The organism is Flavobacterium sp. UW10123, from assembly GCF_040538975.1.
Classification (GTDB): domain Bacteria; phylum Bacteroidota; class Bacteroidia; order Flavobacteriales; family Flavobacteriaceae; genus Flavobacterium.
The window spans coordinates 56,215-75,633 of sequence record NZ_JBEWQE010000013.1 but is presented as its reverse complement, the minus strand read 5'-3'; the positions used below and the strand labels follow the sequence as shown (position 1 = coordinate 75,633).

20 protein-coding genes are annotated in these 19,419 nt (G+C 30.3%); all 20 read left to right on the top strand.

Translation table 11 applies throughout. The features are described from left to right. Positions 1-7 precede the first annotated feature (7 nt). The 20 genes from ABXT06_RS16040 to ABXT06_RS15945 all read left to right on the top strand — a co-directional run bounded on the left by ABXT06_RS16040 (position 8) and on the right by ABXT06_RS15945 (position 19,396). On the top strand, positions 8-409 hold the full coding sequence (locus ABXT06_RS16040; protein WP_354591656.1) for a sugar 3,4-ketoisomerase: 402 nt from the start codon (positions 8-10) through the stop codon (positions 407-409). Beyond that, positions 402-824 (top strand): sugar 3,4-ketoisomerase, encoded by a 423-nt coding sequence (locus ABXT06_RS16035; protein ID WP_354591655.1) that lies wholly within the window; start codon positions 402-404, stop codon positions 822-824. The genes ABXT06_RS16040 and ABXT06_RS16035 overlap by 8 nt, the downstream gene beginning before the upstream one ends. Then, positions 805-1,347: an acyltransferase gene (locus ABXT06_RS16030; RefSeq protein ID WP_354591654.1), complete on the top strand. Its 543-nt coding sequence runs from the start codon at positions 805-807 to the stop codon at positions 1,345-1,347. The genes ABXT06_RS16035 and ABXT06_RS16030 overlap by 20 nt, the downstream gene beginning before the upstream one ends. Next, positions 1,347-2,447, top strand: a complete 1,101-nt coding sequence (locus ABXT06_RS16025) for a DegT/DnrJ/EryC1/StrS family aminotransferase (RefSeq protein ID WP_354591653.1) — start codon at positions 1,347-1,349, stop codon at positions 2,445-2,447. The genes ABXT06_RS16030 and ABXT06_RS16025 overlap by 1 nt, the downstream gene beginning before the upstream one ends. Then, positions 2,447-3,160, top strand: coding sequence for an acyltransferase (locus ABXT06_RS16020; protein WP_354591652.1), 714 nt, complete (start codon positions 2,447-2,449; stop codon positions 3,158-3,160). Before ABXT06_RS16025 ends, ABXT06_RS16020 begins: the two co-directional genes overlap by 1 nt. Positions 3,161-3,199: 39 nt before the next feature. Continuing rightward, entirely contained in the window at positions 3,200-4,465 is a 1,266-nt protein-coding gene (locus ABXT06_RS16015) for an O-antigen translocase (protein WP_354591651.1), read from the top strand. Positions 4,466-4,493: 28 nt separating this feature from the next. Continuing rightward, positions 4,494-5,729: a glycosyltransferase family 4 protein gene (locus ABXT06_RS16010; RefSeq protein WP_354591650.1), complete on the top strand. Its 1,236-nt coding sequence runs from the start codon at positions 4,494-4,496 to the stop codon at positions 5,727-5,729. Between the two features lie 75 nt (positions 5,730-5,804). Beyond that, positions 5,805-6,926 (top strand): non-hydrolyzing UDP-N-acetylglucosamine 2-epimerase, encoded by a 1,122-nt coding sequence (gene wecB / locus ABXT06_RS16005; RefSeq protein ID WP_354591649.1) that lies wholly within the window; start codon positions 5,805-5,807, stop codon positions 6,924-6,926. After that, entirely contained in the window at positions 6,927-8,048 is a 1,122-nt protein-coding gene (locus ABXT06_RS16000; RefSeq protein ID WP_354591648.1) for a glycosyltransferase family protein, read from the top strand. Positions 8,049-8,058: 10 nt separating this feature from the next. Beyond that, on the top strand, positions 8,059-9,189 hold the full coding sequence (locus tag ABXT06_RS15995; protein WP_354591647.1) for an EpsG family protein: 1,131 nt from the start codon (positions 8,059-8,061) through the stop codon (positions 9,187-9,189). Positions 9,190-9,218: 29 nt separating this feature from the next. Next, the gene (locus tag ABXT06_RS15990) at positions 9,219-10,295 is read left to right on the top strand and encodes a glycosyltransferase (protein ID WP_354591646.1); all 1,077 of its coding nucleotides are present in this window, start codon (positions 9,219-9,221) and stop codon (positions 10,293-10,295) included. Next, positions 10,292-11,410, top strand: a complete 1,119-nt coding sequence (locus ABXT06_RS15985; protein ID WP_354591645.1) for a right-handed parallel beta-helix repeat-containing protein — start codon at positions 10,292-10,294, stop codon at positions 11,408-11,410. Before ABXT06_RS15990 ends, ABXT06_RS15985 begins: the two co-directional genes overlap by 4 nt. Positions 11,411-11,439: 29 nt before the next feature. Then, entirely contained in the window at positions 11,440-12,621 is a 1,182-nt protein-coding gene (locus tag ABXT06_RS15980) for a glycosyltransferase family 4 protein (RefSeq protein WP_354591644.1), read from the top strand. Continuing rightward, positions 12,614-13,219: a sugar transferase gene (locus ABXT06_RS15975; RefSeq protein ID WP_354591643.1), complete on the top strand. Its 606-nt coding sequence runs from the start codon at positions 12,614-12,616 to the stop codon at positions 13,217-13,219. The genes ABXT06_RS15980 and ABXT06_RS15975 overlap by 8 nt, the downstream gene beginning before the upstream one ends. Then, positions 13,206-13,823 carry an acetyltransferase gene (locus tag ABXT06_RS15970; protein WP_354591642.1) on the top strand — a complete coding sequence of 206 codons (618 nt, stop codon included), beginning with the start codon at positions 13,206-13,208 and terminating at the stop codon, positions 13,821-13,823. The genes ABXT06_RS15975 and ABXT06_RS15970 overlap by 14 nt, the downstream gene beginning before the upstream one ends. Next, complete coding sequence (locus tag ABXT06_RS15965; protein WP_354591641.1) at positions 13,820-14,959, top strand: DegT/DnrJ/EryC1/StrS family aminotransferase; 1,140 nt, start codon at positions 13,820-13,822, stop codon at positions 14,957-14,959. The genes ABXT06_RS15970 and ABXT06_RS15965 overlap by 4 nt, the downstream gene beginning before the upstream one ends. Positions 14,960-15,003: 44 nt before the next feature. Beyond that, on the top strand, positions 15,004-15,552 hold the full coding sequence (gene rfbC, locus ABXT06_RS15960; RefSeq protein WP_354591640.1) for a dTDP-4-dehydrorhamnose 3,5-epimerase: 549 nt from the start codon (positions 15,004-15,006) through the stop codon (positions 15,550-15,552). After that, positions 15,552-16,397 carry a dTDP-4-dehydrorhamnose reductase gene (gene rfbD / locus ABXT06_RS15955; protein ID WP_354591639.1) on the top strand — a complete coding sequence of 282 codons (846 nt, stop codon included), beginning with the start codon at positions 15,552-15,554 and terminating at the stop codon, positions 16,395-16,397. The genes rfbC and rfbD overlap by 1 nt, the downstream gene beginning before the upstream one ends. A gap of 62 nt (positions 16,398-16,459) precedes the next feature. Then, complete coding sequence (gene rfbA / locus ABXT06_RS15950) at positions 16,460-17,344, top strand: glucose-1-phosphate thymidylyltransferase RfbA (protein WP_354591638.1); 885 nt, start codon at positions 16,460-16,462, stop codon at positions 17,342-17,344. A gap of 84 nt (positions 17,345-17,428) precedes the next feature. After that, entirely contained in the window at positions 17,429-19,396 is a 1,968-nt protein-coding gene (locus ABXT06_RS15945) for a polysaccharide biosynthesis protein (protein WP_354591637.1), read from the top strand. Positions 19,397-19,419 lie beyond the last annotated feature (23 nt).

Below are 19,419 nucleotides of genomic sequence, written 5' to 3'. Positions count from 1 at the left end.
AAGTATAATGAAGCCAAAAATTATAAATTTTCCTAAAATTCAAGATCCGAGAGGAAACTTGACATTTATGCAAAACCCTTCTCAAATTCCATTCGAAATTGAAAGAGTTTTTTGGATTTACGATGTGCCAGGTGGTGAAATTAGAGGGGGACATGCATATAAAGAGCAAATGGAAATTATTATAGCACTTAGTGGGAGTTTTGATATTGTCATTACGGCTATGGATGGTACTACAGAAAAATATTCTTTAAATAGAAGTTATTATGGATTATATATTCCTGCTAAAACTTGGAGGCACATGGAGAATTTTTCGACTAATTCTTTGGCTTTACATATTTCAAGTGCATCTTTCTCTAAAGAAGATTATATAAGAGATTTTGAAGAATTTAAAAGACTAAAAAATGTTTAATGTTGAAGATTGTCATATTGTAGATTTATCCAAAGTTCATAATGATGCTGGAAACATAACAGTTGTAGAAAATAATATAAATATTCCTTTCACAGTAAAAAGGATTTATTATTTATATGATGTTCCTATGGGAGCTGACAGAGGTGGGCACGGTCATTATGATTTGCAGCAATACATAATAGCTGCAAGTGGCTCTTTTACATTCGTCTTAGATGACGGTATTACCAGAAAAGATTTTTTTTTAAATGACCCCTCAAAAGCCTTACATATACGACCTGGCATATGGAGAGAAATTAAAGATTTTTCCAGTGGTTCAATTTGTCTGGTTTTTGCTTCTAGTGAATATAATGAATCAGATTATATTAGAGATTATGTTGAATTTTTAAATTATAGAAATGATACATGCGCTATCTGATGTTCAATCAAAAAATATTGGTGCGGATACTCTTGTCTGGCAGTTTTCAATAATTCTTAAAGATGCAGTTGTAGGAGAAAGATGTAATATAAACTGCAATGTTTTTATTGAAAACGACGTTGTAATAGGTGATGACGTCACGATAAAACCCGGAGTACAAATTTGGGATGGTATTTCTATAGGAAATAAAGTAATGATTGGGCCAAATGTCACTTTTACAAATGATAGAATTCCAATTTCAAAGAATAAAGATTATAAAAACGAGAAAACTATTATCAATGACTCGGTTTCTATAGGTGCAAATTCAACAATTTTGTGTGGTATTGAAATAGGAGCAAAGACATTAATAGGAGCTGGCAGTGTATTAACAAAAAACACCTTGCCATATACAGTTTGGTATGGTAATCCCGCTAAGCATCAAGGTTATATTACAGAGGATTCTGTCTTATTAGATTTAAATTTAAAAGACAGAAAAACAGGAGAAGAATATTATTTAGAAGAATTTAAACCCGTAAAAAAGTAATGATTAAATTTTTAGATATACAAAAAATAAATGCACAATATAAGAATGAATTGCTAGCGACATTTACTAGGGTTTTGGATTCAGGATGGTATATAATGGGGAATGAACTAAAACAATTTGAAATAGAATTCGCTCAATATTGTGGAACAAAACATGCCATAGGTGTTGCAAATGGTTTAGATGCATTAATTTTGATTATTAGAGCATATAAGGAAATGGGGCTTTTTCATGAAGGTGATGAAATTCTGGTGCCTTCAAATACTTACATTGCTAGTATTTTGGCAATTTCCGCAAATAATTTAGTTCCAGTCTTAATAGAACCTGATTTGGATACTTTTAATATCAATCCTTCCTTAATTGAATCTAAAATTACATCAAAAACAAAGGCGATTTTGCCAGTTCATCTGTATGGACAATTATGTGATATGACTGAAATTACTTCTATTGCAAAAAAATATAATTTAAAAGTAATTGAAGATTGTGCGCAGGCGCACGGAGCAATTTTAGAGAATAAAAAGGCGGGAAATTGGGGTGATGCCGCTGGTTTTAGTTTTTATCCAGGTAAAAATTTAGGTGCTTTAGGTGATGGTGGTGCAATTACAACAAATGATGATGAATTGGCAGTATGTATTCGTGCACTTTTAAATTATGGTTCACATGTAAAATATCAAAATTTATATAAAGGAATTAATAGTCGTTTAGATGAATTACAAGCAGGTCTGTTAAAAGTAAAGTTAAATAATTTAGATGAAGAGACAATTAGGAAACGTGCTATTGCAAATAGATATCTTAATGAGATTGGTAATCCAAAAATAATTTTGCCAAAAGTTGCAAATAATTTAGCGCATGTTTGGCACTTATTTGTAGTACGAACAGCGAATCGCAATGATTTACAAACTTATCTACAAAATAAAGGTATACAAACTGTTATACATTATCCTATACCACCTCATAAGCAAGAAGCTTACAAAGAATGGAATAATTTAAGTTTTCCTGTTTCTGAACAAATACATTCGGAGGTTTTAAGCTTGCCTTTAAGTGCTGTATTAAGCATTAAAGAAGTAGATACGATCATTCAGGCTCTTAATGATTATCAATAATGTTAAGTTATGTAAAAAAGAATATTGCTAAATATCCCAATTTTAAGTTTTTTTTAAAATCACCTAAAAATTGGCTATATGCAGCCTATTTAACATTGCGTTTTGTTGATGAATATATGTTTTTTCCTGCCTTTCAAATAAATGGATCGGTAAGAATAAAAGTACAAAAGGAAAGAAACTCTAAGCTAATAATAAAAAACAGATTAATTTTAGAAAGATGGCTGAATGGTGATGGCTGTATCGCACTTTCATTGCAACATAATTCTAGCTGTACTGTAGAAAATGATTTTATCTTGGGGCAGGGGACAAAGATTTACCTGTCTAAAAACGCTAAATTGATATTGCACGGAAAACATATGGAGAGTGGATCTGGAATAACTGCGAATTCGGTTGTTATGGTAAATGAACATCTAGAGATTGGCAAGGATTGTATCATTGCATGGGATACTTTTATTACTGATTGTGATTGGCATGGTATCGAAGGCAAAAAAGCTACAAAAAAAACTTTAATTGGTGATCATACATGGATTGGAGTTGGAGCAAAAATATTAAAAGGTACAATTATAGGTAAAGATTCAATAGTCACTTCTCTTTCTGTTGTTTTAGCTGGTGAGTATCCAGAGAGAGCACTACTTAGTGGAGCTCCAGCTCAAGTACTAAAAACAAATATAGCAAATTGGCATCGAGAAATGTTTTCTACAGATGATGTATAATTTTCTAAAGGTTTCACATTATATAATTATCTATTACAATTGAATCTTCTTAAAACATCCTTCTTTTCTGCTATAATAGCATTTATACGTGTATCGACTGGCTTTATTTCTGGTAAAGTAATAGCAATGTTAACTGGGCCTGCCGGTGTTGCACTAATCGGAGCTTTCTCAAATTTTATAACTATTGTTTTAACCTTTGCAAATGGAGCAATCAATACTGGAGTTGTTAAATACACTGCTGAGTATGAAAAAGATCATGAAAGTTTAAAATCGTTATTTAGTACAGCATTTAGAATAAGCATATATTGTTCAGCATTCATTGGAGTAATACTCTTATTGTTTGGTAATTTATTTTCAAAATGGATATTTGTTACTGATTTGTATGGAAATCCCATAAGAGTTCTTGGTGGTACGATAATTTTGTATTCATTAAATTCTCTTATGATTTCAATTTTGAACGGTAAAAAGGAAATAAAAAAATATACTTTAGTAAATACTACAGGGAGTATTATAGGTCTTATTTTTACTTTGATTTTAGTTTATTTTTTTAAAGTAGAAGGGGCTTTGTATGCATTAGTACTTTCACAATCTATTGTTTTTTTTATTACATTATTTTTAATTACTAAAAGCGATTGGTTTTCTTGGAGCTACTTCAATCGTGCACTAGATAGAGCTATAGCAATAAAATTAAGCCATTATAGTTTAATGGCAATTGTTTCAGCCGCAACGATTCCAGTTTCACAAATTTTATTGCGAAATATTATTATCACAAATATAGGTGTAGATTCCGCAGGATTTTGGCAAGGGATGATGCGTATATCTGATGGATATTTAATGATAATAACAACCTCGTTAAGTACTTATTACTTGCCAAAATTATCCTCCATAAAAGAGGAAGAGGAAATTAGAGATGAAGTTTTTAAAAGTTTTAAAATTATAATGCCATTAGTGGTTTTAGGATGTGTTACTATATATTTTTTAAGATACATAATAATTTCGATTTTATTTACAAAAAGCTTTATTGCAATGCAATCATTGTTTTTTTGGCAACTGCTAGGCGATTTTTTTAAAATTGCTTCTTGGATACTAGGATATATTATGATAGCAAAATCAATGACTAAATATTTTTTAATAACTGAGATTTTCTTTAGTGCTAATTACGTTTTCCTGGGATGGTTGTTAATGAAATATTATAATATAGAAGGAGTTACAATAGCATTCGCCTTAAATTATTTACTTTGTTTATTTTTTATGATTTATGTATTTAGAAAGTTATTGTTCTTAAAGAGAGTCACAAAAAATTAAGCTGTAAACTGTAGGGATTTGATTTTAAATGAGTAAAGAAAAAGTTAAAGTTGCTTTCGTAACCCCATTAATGATTATTGGCGGCGCAGAGTCATATATCATCAATAAATGCAAATGGCTGGTTGAGAATGGTTTTGATGTATTAGTCATTTCAGAAGGCGGAGAAAATGTTTCAAACCTTCCTAAAGAAGCTGTTCATATAAAACTAGAAGGAGTTAGTCTGCCACCTTTGGTATTTACAAATGCACAATACAACAATTTTAAACAAAGTCTGAAAACGATTTTATTAAAGAACAAAGTTAATGTCATTGAGGCTCATAATTCTTATCCTATTGTACACGTCGCTTCTATTTACAAAGAGACTAAAATTCCTTTTTTTGTAAACGTACTATCCGAGTTATCTTACAGACGTAATCCTTTATTAAAAAGTATTACTAAGAAACTCAATGGTTTAGATTTGTATTATACGTTAACACCACAAATGAATGAATATATTGAAGGAGTTACAAAATCAAAATTACATCCCACAATAATACCAATTCCAGTTAAAGCCATTCCTTCCCGTTTAGAAATCTTAGATGAAAAATATGTTTTGTCTGTTAGTAGGTTATCTAACGATAAAGACTATGTAAGATATTTGATTCAGGATTTCTATGAATTATATAAGGTAAATCAAGCGTTTCAGGCTTATAAATTAGTTATTGTTGGAGATGGACTATTATTTGAAGAGCTAAATCAATTAGCAGCTAATATCAATGCTGAAATTGGTAAAGAAGTTATCCAGTTGAAAGGAACAGTAATGGGCAAGGATTTAGAGTTGTTGTTTCAGAATTGTGCAATGTTTGTCGGTATGGGAACTACCCTTTTATTAGCAGCTTCATGCGGAAAACCGTCAATAATCGCAGGATTTACTTCTGAAACTAATAAATATGCATGGGGTTATTGGGGAGAAAATCATTTAGATAAAGATATATTGGTTATAAATGCTCCAGGAGATAGATTACCAATTAGTTTTCAATCTGCAATGCAAGACATAATTGAATCTCACTCTCGTTGCTCAAGTGCAGGTAAAGCTGCTATTGAATTGTTTAATGAGAGCTATAACTATGATTCTATTATGACCTTATGGAAAAATGAATATCAGAAAATCATAGATATTTTTAAAAATAATGAATCGCGTATAGTAAACGAACTTAAAAATTACGAATTGCAATTCCATTTTTATCGTCAAATACGTCAGATAGTCAAATTGTTTAAAATATAATTTGTTGTTTTTTTATTATTTATTAGTAATAAAAATTGATATAAAGTAATTTAGAATAGCTGTAAAAATATTATAATGAAAAAAAATTTAATTGTTTTTGGAACGAGGCCTGAGGCTATAAAAATGGCTCCTCTGGTGCAAGAGTTTAAAAAACATTCTGATATTTTTGAGACAAGAGTTTGTGTAACTGCACAACATAGAGAAATGCTTGATCAAGTGTTAGATTTTTTTAATATTCAACCTGAATATGATTTGAATTTGATGAAGGCTAATCAAAATTTGTATTCCTTAACAGGAGATATTATAGTTGGATTAAAAGAAGTTTTAGAAGATTTTAATCCAGATTATGTATATGTACATGGAGATACTACAACTACTATGGCAGCAAGTTTAGCTTCTTTTTATTCAGGAGCTAAAATTTGTCATGTTGAAGCAGGTTTGCGTACAAATTTTAAACGTACTCCGTTTCCTGAAGAAATGAATAGACAAATCACAGGGAGAATTGCAGACTACCATTTTGCTCCTACTGAAGCTTCTAAAGAAAATCTTTTAAAAGAAAATATAGATTCTCAATCAATTTTAGTAACTGGAAATACAGTAATCGATGCTCTGATTGATAGTTCTAAAAGAGTTGAAGATATTTACAATTCAGAGATAGAAATATTAAAGAAGTTTGTAAAAAAGGATTCAAAAATTATTCTCGTTACTGGTCATCGTAGAGAAAATCATGGAGATGGTTTTATTCGGATTTGTGAAGCACTAAGAGAAATAGCGTTAGGTAATCCTGAAGTAGATATTATCTATCCAGTGCACTTGAATCCTAATGTAAAGGAACCAGTGTATAAAATTTTATCTGGAATCAGTAACATTAAATTAATAGAGCCATTAGCCTACCCTGCTTTTGTATGGTTAATGAGTAAATCGTATTTGATAATAACAGATAGTGGCGGAGTTCAGGAAGAAGCACCAAGTTTAGGAAAGCCTGTTCTAGTTATGCGTGAATCGACTGAGAGACCTGAAGCGGTCCTTGCTGGAACTGTTATATTAGTTGGAACAAATAAGGAGCTTATAATAAATGAGACAAATAAATTACTCCAAGATAATAATGCATACATAAAGATGAGTGTGCTCCATAATCCTTATGGCGACGGTAAAGCGTGTGAACGAATCGTAAATTTCATTTCTATTTTAAAATAAATGACTAATATTTTAGTATACAATCACGATATTCAGAAGTATCCACCAATTCTCACTACTGTAAAAGTATTATTATCTTTAGGTAAAAAAGTTGTTATTGTAGGCTACTGTAGCGATAAAAATACAATTTTAGATTTAGAATCGCAAGGTGTAGTTTATTTTGAAACAATCATAAACGATACAAAAGAAAATAAAATTTTAAAGTTATTTAAATTATTCTTGTACAAAAAAAAAGTTCAGAAAATTGTAAATAAAGAATTTAAAAATGATTCTATTTTATGGCTGTATGGAAATCAAAATATATGGCTTCTTTATAAATTGGTTTTCAAATTTAAATCAATACTTTATTTGTTTGAAACACCACAGCTTAAAGTAGGATTCAGATACAAACTTTTAAGTCCATTTCTTAACTATGTAGCTACCATGCAAAAAGCTTGGAAGGTTGTTTGTTGTGAGTACAATAGAGCGCATATTACTAAAGCATATTTTAATCTGGAAAAAATGCCTATGGTAGTTCCTAACAAGCCTGATTTTGATCTTTCTAAATTAAAAAATGTGATCGATGATAATATAGACGCTATTTTTAAAGACAAAAAGGTAATTTTATATCAAGGAATTTTTAACTATCCGGAGAGACGGCTAGATGAGTTATGTGAATCTGTTCACTATTTGCCAAATGAATATTTAGTATGTATCATGGGGGGAGATGATAGCAATAAAGCTAGGCTCGTCGCTAAATATCAATCTGATCGAGTAGTTTTTTTACCATTTAAATCGGCGCCCTATCATTTAGAAATTACAAGAAAAGCTTACATAGGTTTTCTTTCATATTTTTCGCAACAGGGTTCAATTGAAACGGCAATAAATACACTTTACTGTGCCCCTAATAAGATTTTTGAATATTCTTGTTTTGGGATACCAATGCTTGCAAATGATGTGCCTGGACTCTCTAATTTATTTGACAAATATAATGCAGGGAAAGTCGCCCCGGAATTCAAGCCACAAGAAATCGCTAATGTAATTTTACAGATTGAAAAAAATTATGGTGAGTTTAGTAAAGGGGCATTCTCGCTCTATGACTCGGTTAATATTAAGTCTTTGATTTCTAGTTTGATAGATTAATGAAGTGTTGATGGATTTTTTTAGTTTACCATATTTATTTTTAATTCTATGCTATGTTTTTTTATATTTTTACGAAAAAAGCGCAAAAGAGTCAAACAATAAAGTTAAAGCGGGATTTTTAGGAGCTTTACTTTTTGTCTTTTTCTTTGGTTTTAGAGGATTTATAGGGAGCGACTGGTTTAATTATGAAAATTACTACTCAGAGGCAACTCTAGATGTTTGGACAGCTTTTGATTATGAGGTAGGTTTTTCATTTTTGGTAAAATTATTCCATGATTTAGGATTTCAGTATTCATTCTTTGTATTCTTTATAACACTTATACAAACAATACTTTGGCATCGATTTTTAAAACGACAATCATATAATATTTCGCTAGCATATATTGTCCTGATAAGTTGTTTCCCTTTATTAATTATTGATTTATTAAGAAATTTTACTGCTATTTTGATAGCAGTTCAATCGATAGAGTATATTAATAAGAATCAAAGAATTAAAGCTTTTCTCATTATTCTGTTGTCTATGAGTTTTCATTTGACAGGGTTTGCTTTCTTATTTCTCTTTTTATTGAAACGAAATTATTTTAATAAAAAGATATTGATTGTCTTATTGTTTCTGGGAATCATAGTTTATTTTCTTCAAATTCGTTTTGTAGATGGAATTGTAGCTTACTTGGGGGGAGTACTTGGGGGAAGATTTGAATATTTAGCAGGTACTGTAACGGAATCCGACGTTTCTTATGGAATAAGATTTGGAATACTTGAAAAGATTTTCTTATTCATTTTGGTACTAATTAACTATAAACATGTAGTGAATAATAAATTATTATCACCAATATATTTTAATAGTTTTTTTTGTTATTGTTTTATCCAACTCTTTTTCAGTACATCAGAAGCTATGATCAATAGGTTTGCGCTCTTATTTTTTTGGGCTTATTTGATAGTACTTTGTAATTTAAAAAATTTAATTAAAAACAAAGAAATAAGAAACAATGTTGTGTTGCCAATTGTAATGTTTTGTGTTTTAAAAACCTATGTAACATTTAATAATCCTTTGTACAGATATAGTAATGTCATTTTTAGTAATGAATCATACTATGACCGAGCATTAATTAGGGATGAGTTTTATGAGTCAAAAGACTAAAATTAATTTTAGATGGAAAATATTATATAATGAAAGTATTACAAATTATAACTTCCTTATCTGTTGGAGGAGCAGAAAAATTAATTGCGGATAGTGTTCCTCTATATCAAAATAAGGCGTTAGAGATGGATGTACTTTGTTTAAATAACAGAAAGACTCCATTTTGGATAAATCTCGAGAATAATAGTAGTGGAAAAGTAATTGGCCTTACTTCTAAATCTATTTATAATCCATTTTTGGTTTTTAAAATTATTCCTTACTTAAAAAAGTATGACATAGTTCATTTGCATTTATTTCCAACTTTATATTGGGTAGTAATTGCAAAGTATATTTCTTTTTCTAAAATTAAATTGGTTTATACAGAACATAGTACAAATAACAGAAGAAGAGAAAAGCAGATTTTTAAGTTAATTGATCGTATTATTTATAAGAAACTTGATAAGATTATTTGTATAACAGATGGGGTTAAAAAAAACTTGGAGACTCATTTAAAATTTGAAAAAGGAATTAGCGTTATTAATAATGGAATAAATACTAATCAATTTGAAGCAGTTATAAAGAATGAAACTTTCAATTTTTTTAAAAAAGAAGATTTTAAATTAATACAGGTTTCAAGTTTTAGGAAACAAAAAGATCAGGTAACATTAATTAGAAGTCTAAGACATTTACCTAATAATGTTAAGCTAATTTTAGTTGGAGAAGGAGATTTGATAGACAAAAATAAAAAATTGACAGAAGAATTAGGTCTTCATGACCGTGTTGTTTTTTTGGGAAATAGATTTGATATTCCCGAGTTGTTACAGTACAGTGATGTGGTGGTATTGTCTTCAGAATATGAAGGATTTGGTTTAGCAATCGTTGAAGGGATGGCATCAGGTAAACCTGTTATTGCAAGCAATATTGATGGTGTCAAGGAAATTGTGGAAGGTTATGGTTTGTTATTTGAAAAAGGGAATGATGAGGAACTTGCACAATTAATATATAAATTATTTGATGACATTGAGTTTTATCATAAAAATGCTCAGCAATGTCTTGAAAGGTCAAAAGATTTTAGTATTAATAAAATGATAAAAAGTTATATCAATATATATAAATCACTATTATGAATAAACTGACACTGTGGTTTTTGTTGATTTTTGTTTCATGTAATTCTCAACAAAAAAAAGAAGTAACCTTTAATTATAAACAGGTTAAAAAAAATAGCAGCTATTTATATGTCCCATCAAGTAAAATAAAATTTTCATCTTTAGAAAATTATTTGCCAAAGAATTATGTCAAAGATGGATCGGTAGATTATAGTATCTATCTCCAAAAAGGAATTGATGAAAATAAATGGATCTCATTTCCAGACTTTCCAGTTTTGATAGGAGAAAAAGGGTTGTCGTTAAAAAGCAATTCCGTTTTGTTGTTTAAGAAAAATTCTAAGTTAATATTGCAAAAAAATGCTCTTACAAATTACCAAATACTAGATCTTCGAAATATTGAAAACGTTAAAATATACAATGCCAAACTAATTGGAGACCGATTTGAACATTTGGGAACAAAAGGAGAGTGGGGAATGGGAATTAGTATTTTGTCTTCTAGGAACATTACTATATATAATCCCGAAATCAAAAATTGTTGGGGTGATGGTGTTTATATAAGTAAGATTTCGGTAAAAGAATCTGAAAACATTACTATAAAAGGAGGTATTATTGATAACAATAGACGTAATGGAATATCGGTTATTAGCGGAAAGAAAATTAATATTTCAAATATTGTTTTGTCAAATAGTAATGGAACTCTTCCAATGGCAGGAATTGATATAGAACCTAATACTAATGAAGATGTATTAGAGGATATAAATTTAAAAAATGTTAAAACATTTAATAATGCAGATGCCGGAGTAGCTGTTATCTTATTAAATATGATCGGAAAAAAAGATAAAAATGTGACAATTAATATTGATAACCACATTGACCAGTTTTCTAAAAATAGTTTTTTAATGGGAGGAAATAGACTTTCATATCCAGAAAATATTAAAGCTTTGCGAGGAGAAATAAATGTAAAAAATTCTCAATGGAATGATAGCGAAAATAAACTATTAATGGCAAGTGATTTTAAATATATACCCAAATATAAATTTTCTAATCTTAAAATAAATACTAAAGGGAAATTGGATATTGAACAAACGGAAATGAAAAAGAAACAGCTACGGGATCGTATTATACCAGTTAATTAATTCCGTATATAGTTAAAAAAAAATAGACAATGAACCAAATTACATCTGATAAAAGTAAACAAAAGCTTATACGTATTACAACCGTTCCTATTTCCCTCAAAACACTGTTAAAAGGACAGCTTAAATTTATGTCTTCTCATTATCAAGTTTTAGGAATTTCATCAAAAGGTAGTGAACTTATAGACGTTTCTTTAAATGAAGAAATTGAAGTTTTGGATGTTGACATGACAAGGAGAATTTCTCCCTTACAAGATTTGAAATCATTATATAAATTGTATAAAATTTTTAAAAAAGAGGCCCCCTTTATTGTTCATTCGCACACGCCTAAGGCAGGAGTAGTTGCTATGTTGGCAGCAAAACTCGCAGGAGTACCTCATAGATTGCATACTGTTGCAGGTCTTCCGTTGATGGAAGCTACTGGAAATAAAAGAAGGTTGTTAAATGCAGTAGAAAAATTAACTTACAATTGTTCGACTCAAGTATATCCAAATTCAAAAGGTTTGCGCGATTTTATACTGGAGAACAAATTTGTTAATGAAAAGAAATTAAAAGTTTTAGGTAGCGGTAGTTCGAATGGGATTAACACAAGTTATTTTGATCCCGAAATTTTTTCTTTAGAAGAAAAACAACAATTGAAGATTGAATTTAATATTGATTCTAATGATTTCATTTTTATTTTTGTTGGACGACTTGTTGCTGATAAAGGTATTAATGAATTGATAGAAGCATTTGTAAATTTGAGCGACAGTTTTTCAAATGCTAAATTGCTGTTAGTTGGTGCATTTGAAAATGAATTGGATCCGTTAAAAACTATCACTTTTGATAAAATAAAAAATAATCCAAATATTATTTCTGTAGGGTTTCAACAAGATGTCCGACCTTATTTATCAATTAGTGATTGCCTTGTTTTTCCAAGTTATAGAGAAGGATTTCCTAATGTTGTAATGCAAGCAGGTGCAATGGGGCTTTCATCCATTGTTTCAAATATTAATGGCTGTAATGAAATTATTGTCGAAGGTCAAAACGGAACAATTATTCCAGTCAAAAATAGTGAAGCATTATATCATAGTATGAAAAAAATGATTGCAGATCGAAATTGGAATAATAATTTGAGGGTAAATTCAAGAAACATGATTGTGTCACGTTATGATCAATTGATGATGTGGAATGTAATTTTGGAGGAGTATAAAAGATTGGAAAAGTATGTATAAAACATTTTTTAAAACGATTGTTGATGTTATTGTGTCAGCAGTCGGATTTTTGGTTTTGAGCCCTATTTTTATTATTGTTACAATATGCCTGTATTTCTCAAATGATGGTAAACCTTTCTTTTTTCAATTACGTCCTGGAAAAGATGGTAAAATTTTTAAAATAATGAAATTTAAAACCATGAATGATAAAAAAGATACTAATGGAGAATTACTTCCTGATGCAGAGCGATTAACTAAAACAGGTAAATTTGTGCGAAAAACATCTTTAGATGAGTTGCCCCAGTTGTTAAATGTTTTAAAAGGAGATATGAGTTTAGTTGGACCTAGACCATTGCTGCCAGAGTATTTATTACTTTATAATGATTTTCAGAAACAGAGACATAACGTGAAGCCAGGCATTACAGGGTGGGCGCAAATTAATGGTAGGAATGCAATTTCATGGGAAGATAAGTTTAATTTGGATGTTTGGTATGTACAGCATTTATCTGCTTTGCTTGATCTGAAAATAATTTTAAGAACTATCAGGAAAGTTGTGAAAAGTGAAGATATTACTGCTGCTAATTCCGTAACAATAGATAGATTTAATGGAGGAAACTAAATTTTTATATGGTGCAAGTGGTCACTGTAAAGTTATAATTGATATTCTAAATGGTAACAATGTAAAGATAAAAGCTATTTTTGATGACAATCCAAGGGACAAGCAACTAAACAGTATACCTGTTTTTGAGACTGATCAATTAAAGAATTTAACAGATGGAGAAATTATTGTATCTATAGGAGATAATAAAACTAGAAAGAAAATAGCTTCCTTATTAAAGTTGTCATTTTTTACCGCAATACATAAAAGTGCAATTATATCTGAAACATCTAGTATAGGAGAGGGTACTGTCATAATGCCAAATGCAGTTGTAAATGCAGATTCTGTAATAGGAAAGCATTGCATTATTAACACCAGCGCTGTTATAGAACATGACTGTAAAATTAATGATTATGTACATATTTCGCCTCAAGTTGCTTTAGCAGGAAATGTCACAGTAGGCGAAGGAACACATATTGGAATAGGTGCTTCTGTAATTCAAGGAATCATTATTGGAATTGGTGTAACAATTGGTGCTGGAGCAGTAATCATAAATGATGTTCCCGATTACGCTGTCGTAGTAGGAAATCCAGGTAATATTATAAAATATAATTTAGACATATGAGTCAGTCAAAAATATGGTTATCATCTCCACACATGGGAGGAACAGAACAAAAATATGTTCAAGAAGCTTTTGAAACTAACTGGATAGCTCCCTTAGGACCAAATGTAAATGGCTTTGAAAAAGATATTGAAAATTATCTTGAAGAGCAAGTTTTTGTAGGAGCATTAAGTTCTGGTACATCGGCTCTTCATTTAGGTCTAATTCTTTTGGATGTTAAATCTGAAGATGAGGTAATTTGTCAGAGCATGACATTTTCAGCATCTGCTAATCCAATATTGTATCAAGGAGCAATACCTGTTTTTGTAGATAGCGAGTTAGATACTTGGAATATTTGTCCTATAGCTCTAGAAGAAGCAATCGAAGACAGAATTTTAAAAGGAAAAAAACCAAAGGCTATTATTGCAGTTCATTTGTACGGTATGCCTTATAATGTGGATGAAATACATCGAATCGCTAATAAATATAATATTCCAATTTTGGAGGATAGTGCAGAAGCATTTGGAAGTTTGTATAAAGGAAAAAAATGTGGGACATTTGGAAAAATTGCCGCTCTATCTTTTAATGGGAATAAAATTATAACAACTTCCGGCGGAGGTGCGTTAGTTAGCAAAAGTAAAGAAATAAAAGACAAAGCAGTTTTTTTTTCAACTCAATCTAGAGATAATGCCCCTCATTATCAGCATAGTGAAGTAGGGTATAATTATCGAATGAGTAATATATGTGCAGGGATAGGTCGCGGACAAATGGAAGTGCTAAATGCGCATGTAGAATTGCGTAGAAAAATGCATGATTTTTATGTAGAGTATTTTAAAGATATAGAATCAGTTTCTATTCTGAAAGAACCAAGTGGTGATTATTACTCTAATCATTGGCTTTCTGCAATACTTATAGATGCTGAAAAAAATGCTCAAAAGACTGCAGAAGATTTAAGATTAGCTCTTGAACTCCAAAATATAGAAAGTCGACCTTTATGGAAGCCAATGCATAAGCAACCAATTTTTGAGAAGTATCCTTATTATGGAAAAGATGTTTCAGAAAAATTATTTGAAAAAGGATTGTGTCTTCCTTCCGGTTCTAACCTGAAAGAGGAAGATAAAAAAAGAATAAAGGACGTTTTTGATGCTTTCTTTAAATAAAGAAACTTAATACTATTAAAATAATAACAGCAAAGTCAGTTGAAGTGAAGTTAGAAAAAACATGTATAAAAGATTTGATTATTATTGAACCGCTTGTTTTTCAGGATGAACGAGGAGTTTTTTTTGAATCATATAATAAAATGAAATTTCATGATCTTGGTGTTGATGTAGAATTTGTTCAAGACAACCAATCATTTTCCAAATATGGAACGTTAAGAGGATTACATTATCAAAACCCTCCTTTTGCACAAACTAAGTTAGTGCGCGTCTTAGAAGGTGAAATCATTGATATTGCTGTAGATTTAAGAAAAGATTCACCTACTTACGGAAAATCTTTTAGAATATTACTTTCATCTGAAAACAAAAAGCAATTGTTAGTTCCTCAAGGATTTGCTCATGGATTTTCAGTTATTAGCGAAACGGCATCAGTAATGTACAAATGTGATCAGTTTTATAATAAAGCTTCCGAAGGAGGCATCAAATATGATGATCCTTTTCTAAACATTGATTGGGGAATGGATTTGGATGATGCAATCGTTTCTGAAAAAGATCAAATTCTTCCTTTTATAGAAAATTGTAATAGTTTATTTTAATGAAAAAAATTCTTGTGACAGGAGCAAATGGACAGTTAGGATCAGAATTTTCATTTTTATCATTAAAATATCCAGAGTATGAATGGATTTTTGCAGATAGAACAAGAATTACGTTAGACAATCTAGATCTTTTGCCTAACCAATTAAATGAAATTAAGGCAGATGTGATTTTAAATTGTGGAGCTTATACTGCGGTTGATAAAGCTGAAATAGAAAAAGATTTGGCTTTTACAGTAAATTCTTCGGCAGTAGAAATAATTGCAAAATATGCTTCAGAAAATAATATAAAGTTAATTCATGTATCCACCGATTATGTTTTTGATGGCACTTCGTCAGTCGATTTAACTGAAGAAGCATTGACAAACCCTATTAATGCGTATGGAGAAAGTAAATTGGCAGGAGAGATTGCATGCATTAGACAGAATCCAGACTCTATTATTATTAGAACTTCTTGGGTATACAGTAAGTTTGGAAATAACTTTGTAAAAACCATGCAACGCTTAATGCAAGAAAGACAAGAGATAAGTGTTGTGAATGATCAAGTTGGTTCACCAACTTATGCAGCTGATCTAGCGCAGGCAATGATCGATATTGTTAATTCACCGAATTGGATTTCAGGAATATATAACTATTCTAATGAGGGAGAGATAAGCTGGTACGAATTTGCTCTAAGTATTAAAGAGTTGGGAAGTTATAATTGTAAGGTAAACGGTATCCCATCTTCGTCTTATCCAACTCCAGCAAAAAGACCAAACTTTTCACTGTTGGATAAAAAGAAAATAAAGACAATTTATAAGTTGAAAATTCCACATTATAAAGAAAGTTTAGAAAAAATATTTATATAATAAAAGGCTGAGTTTTGTATTCTATTTAGAATCGGAACCTTTAGAAACTAAAATTAAAATTTATGAAAGGGATTATATTAGCTGGAGGTTCTGGCACAAGATTGCATCCATTAACTTTAGCGGTTAGTAAGCAGTTAATGCCAGTATATGATAAACCTATGATATACTATCCATTGTCAACTTTGATGATGGCAGGAATTAGTGAAATTTTGATAATCTCGACACCTCATGATTTACCTCATTTTAGAAAACTTCTGGGTGATGGACGAGCGATTGGTTGCAAGTTTAGTTATGCAGAACAACCAGATCCAAATGGTTTAGCTCAGGCTTTTGTTATTGGAGAAGAGTTTATAGGTAAAGACAAAGTAGCCTTAGTATTAGGAGACAATATCTTTTTTGGAACAAATATGCCACAACTTTTAAAGGATAATGCTAATCCAGATGGAGGTGTAGTTTTTGCTTATCACGTTGCAGATCCGGAAAGATATGGAGTGGTTGAATTTGATGAAAATAAAAATGCCATTTCTATAGAAGAAAAACCTCTGGAACCAAAATCAAATTATGCTGTTCCAGGACTATATTTCTATGATAATTCTGTTGTAGAAATTGCCAAAAATATAAAACCAAGTGCTCGTGGTGAATATGAGATTACGGACGTCAATAAAGTTTACTTGGAAAAAGGAAAATTAAAGGTTGGAATATTAAGTAGAGGAACTGCTTGGCTAGATACAGGTACTTTTAATAGTTTGATGCAAGCAGGACAATTTGTTCAGGTGATTGAAGAAAGACAAGGACTAAAAGTTGGTTGTATCGAAGAAATTGCGTGGAGACAAGGTTTTATTAATGATGAACAACTTGAAAAGTTAGCACAACCACTGTTAAAATCTGGATACGGATCATATTTAATAGATTTTCTAAAACAAAAGAAAAAAAGTGTTAAAATTTAATTTGTATCTTTAACTAATTATTTAAAATCTTTAATTTGTATTTTTATAGAAATGTCGAATTAAAGGCACTTAAAAAAAGCACAATTGAATACAGACAAACCAAATAATATAACATCTTTGTTATATAATACGTTTTCGCCAAGAAATCTTCGGGCAAATATCAATAATCTAAGTTATTTACCTAGATGGATTATTGTTGCTATAGATGTAATGGTTTTGGTTTTTTCATTTTGTCTTACCTATTTGCTTTTTGAAGGTACAGCAATAGGATATCTCATAACTTCTCATAATTTTTTCTTTGTTGCAGGATTAATTATCGCCAATGTATTTTTTTTCTGGCTTTTCAGAACTTATTCAGGGATTATTAGACATTCGTCTTATATAGATGCAATAAAATTGTTGTTTTCACAGATGTCTGTTCTTGTATTTTTCTTATTTATAAATTTAGTATTTGAATTATATACTGGGCACAAAGCTTTTTTGAATACTGCGCTTTTTATAAACTTAGTGTTATCCTTTTGCGGACTTTTTTTATATCTTGTAGTGGTAAAACAGACTTTTGAAATGTATTTTTCAGAAAAAGCTACTAGCAAGTTAATTAGAACTGTAATTTATGGTACAGATGCGAATGCGATTTCTGTCGCAAATGCTTTAAAATTTGAAACACCATCTAGATTTAAAATTGTTGGTTTTGTTGATAAGAATAATCAGAATGCATCTAAACGCATGCTTGATCTGCCAATCTTAATTTTAAGAAAAAAACTTCCCGCTTTAATGCGTTCTGTTGCTGCTGAAGGTGTAATTATTGCCGATAAGAGCTTAACAAAAGAGGAACAACTTATTATTGTTGATCAATGTTTAGAATTTAATTATAGAGTATATACTGTTCCACTTATATCAGATTGGGAAAATCAAAAAGAAATTTCTCAAAAAGTAAAAAATATTCAAATTGAAGATTTGCTTGAGAGAAAACCGATAGTTCTAGATAGTAAATCAATTTCTAAACAATTAAAGGACAAAACAATTTTAATTACTGGAGCCGCAGGATCTATTGGAAGTGAAATTGTAAGACAGGTTTTGAATTTCAATCCAAAAAATGTAATTATTTTGGATCATGCAGAGACGCCATTACACAATTTGTGCTTAGAAACTCAGACAATGAATTTCAGTACAAAGATTGTAGCAGTAATTGCGGATGTAAGGAGTAAGAAAGCTTTGGAAAAAGTTTTTAAAAATTACAATCCGCATGTTGTTTTTCATGCGGCAGCTTATAAGCATGTACCTTTAATGGAGGAAAACCCTTCTCAGGCAATTCAAACTAATATTAAAGGAACTAAAAACCTAGCAGATTTAGCTTGTAAGTATCATGTAAAGAAATTTGTAATGGTTTCTACAGACAAAGCTGTGAATCCAAGTAATGTAATGGGGGCAAGTAAGCGTATCGCAGAAAAATATGTACAGTCTCTATTCTTAAAAAATCAAAGACAGAATGTTGAAGGCGGGACGAAATTCATTACAACTCGTTTTGGAAATGTTTTAGGCTCAAATGGTTCTGTTGTTCCATTATTTACTAAACAAATTGCAGAGGGAGGTCCAGTAACAATTACGCATCAGGACATTATACGTTACTTCATGACAATTCCTGAAGCTTGTCAGCTTGTATTAGAAGCGGGAGCAATGGGTAACGGTGGTGAAATCTATATTTTTGACATGGGAAAACCGGTTAGAATTATTGATTTAGCTAGAAAAATGATCAAATTAGCTGGTTTCATTCCAGATAAAGAAATTAAAATTAAAATTGTTGGTTTAAGACCTGGAGAAAAACTTTATGAAGAATTATTAAATGATACTTCTAAAACTCTTCCAACATATCATAATAAAATTATGATTGCACAAGAAATCCAAGACGAGTATGAAAATCTACATAATGAGGTTAATGAATTAATAGGAATTGCTGATTTTTACGAAAATGATGATATTGTTGCGAAGATGAAAAAGATAGTTCCAGAATTCAAAAGTATGAATTCAACTTTTGAAGTTTTAGATAAATAAGATCAAACGAAAATAAATTCAAA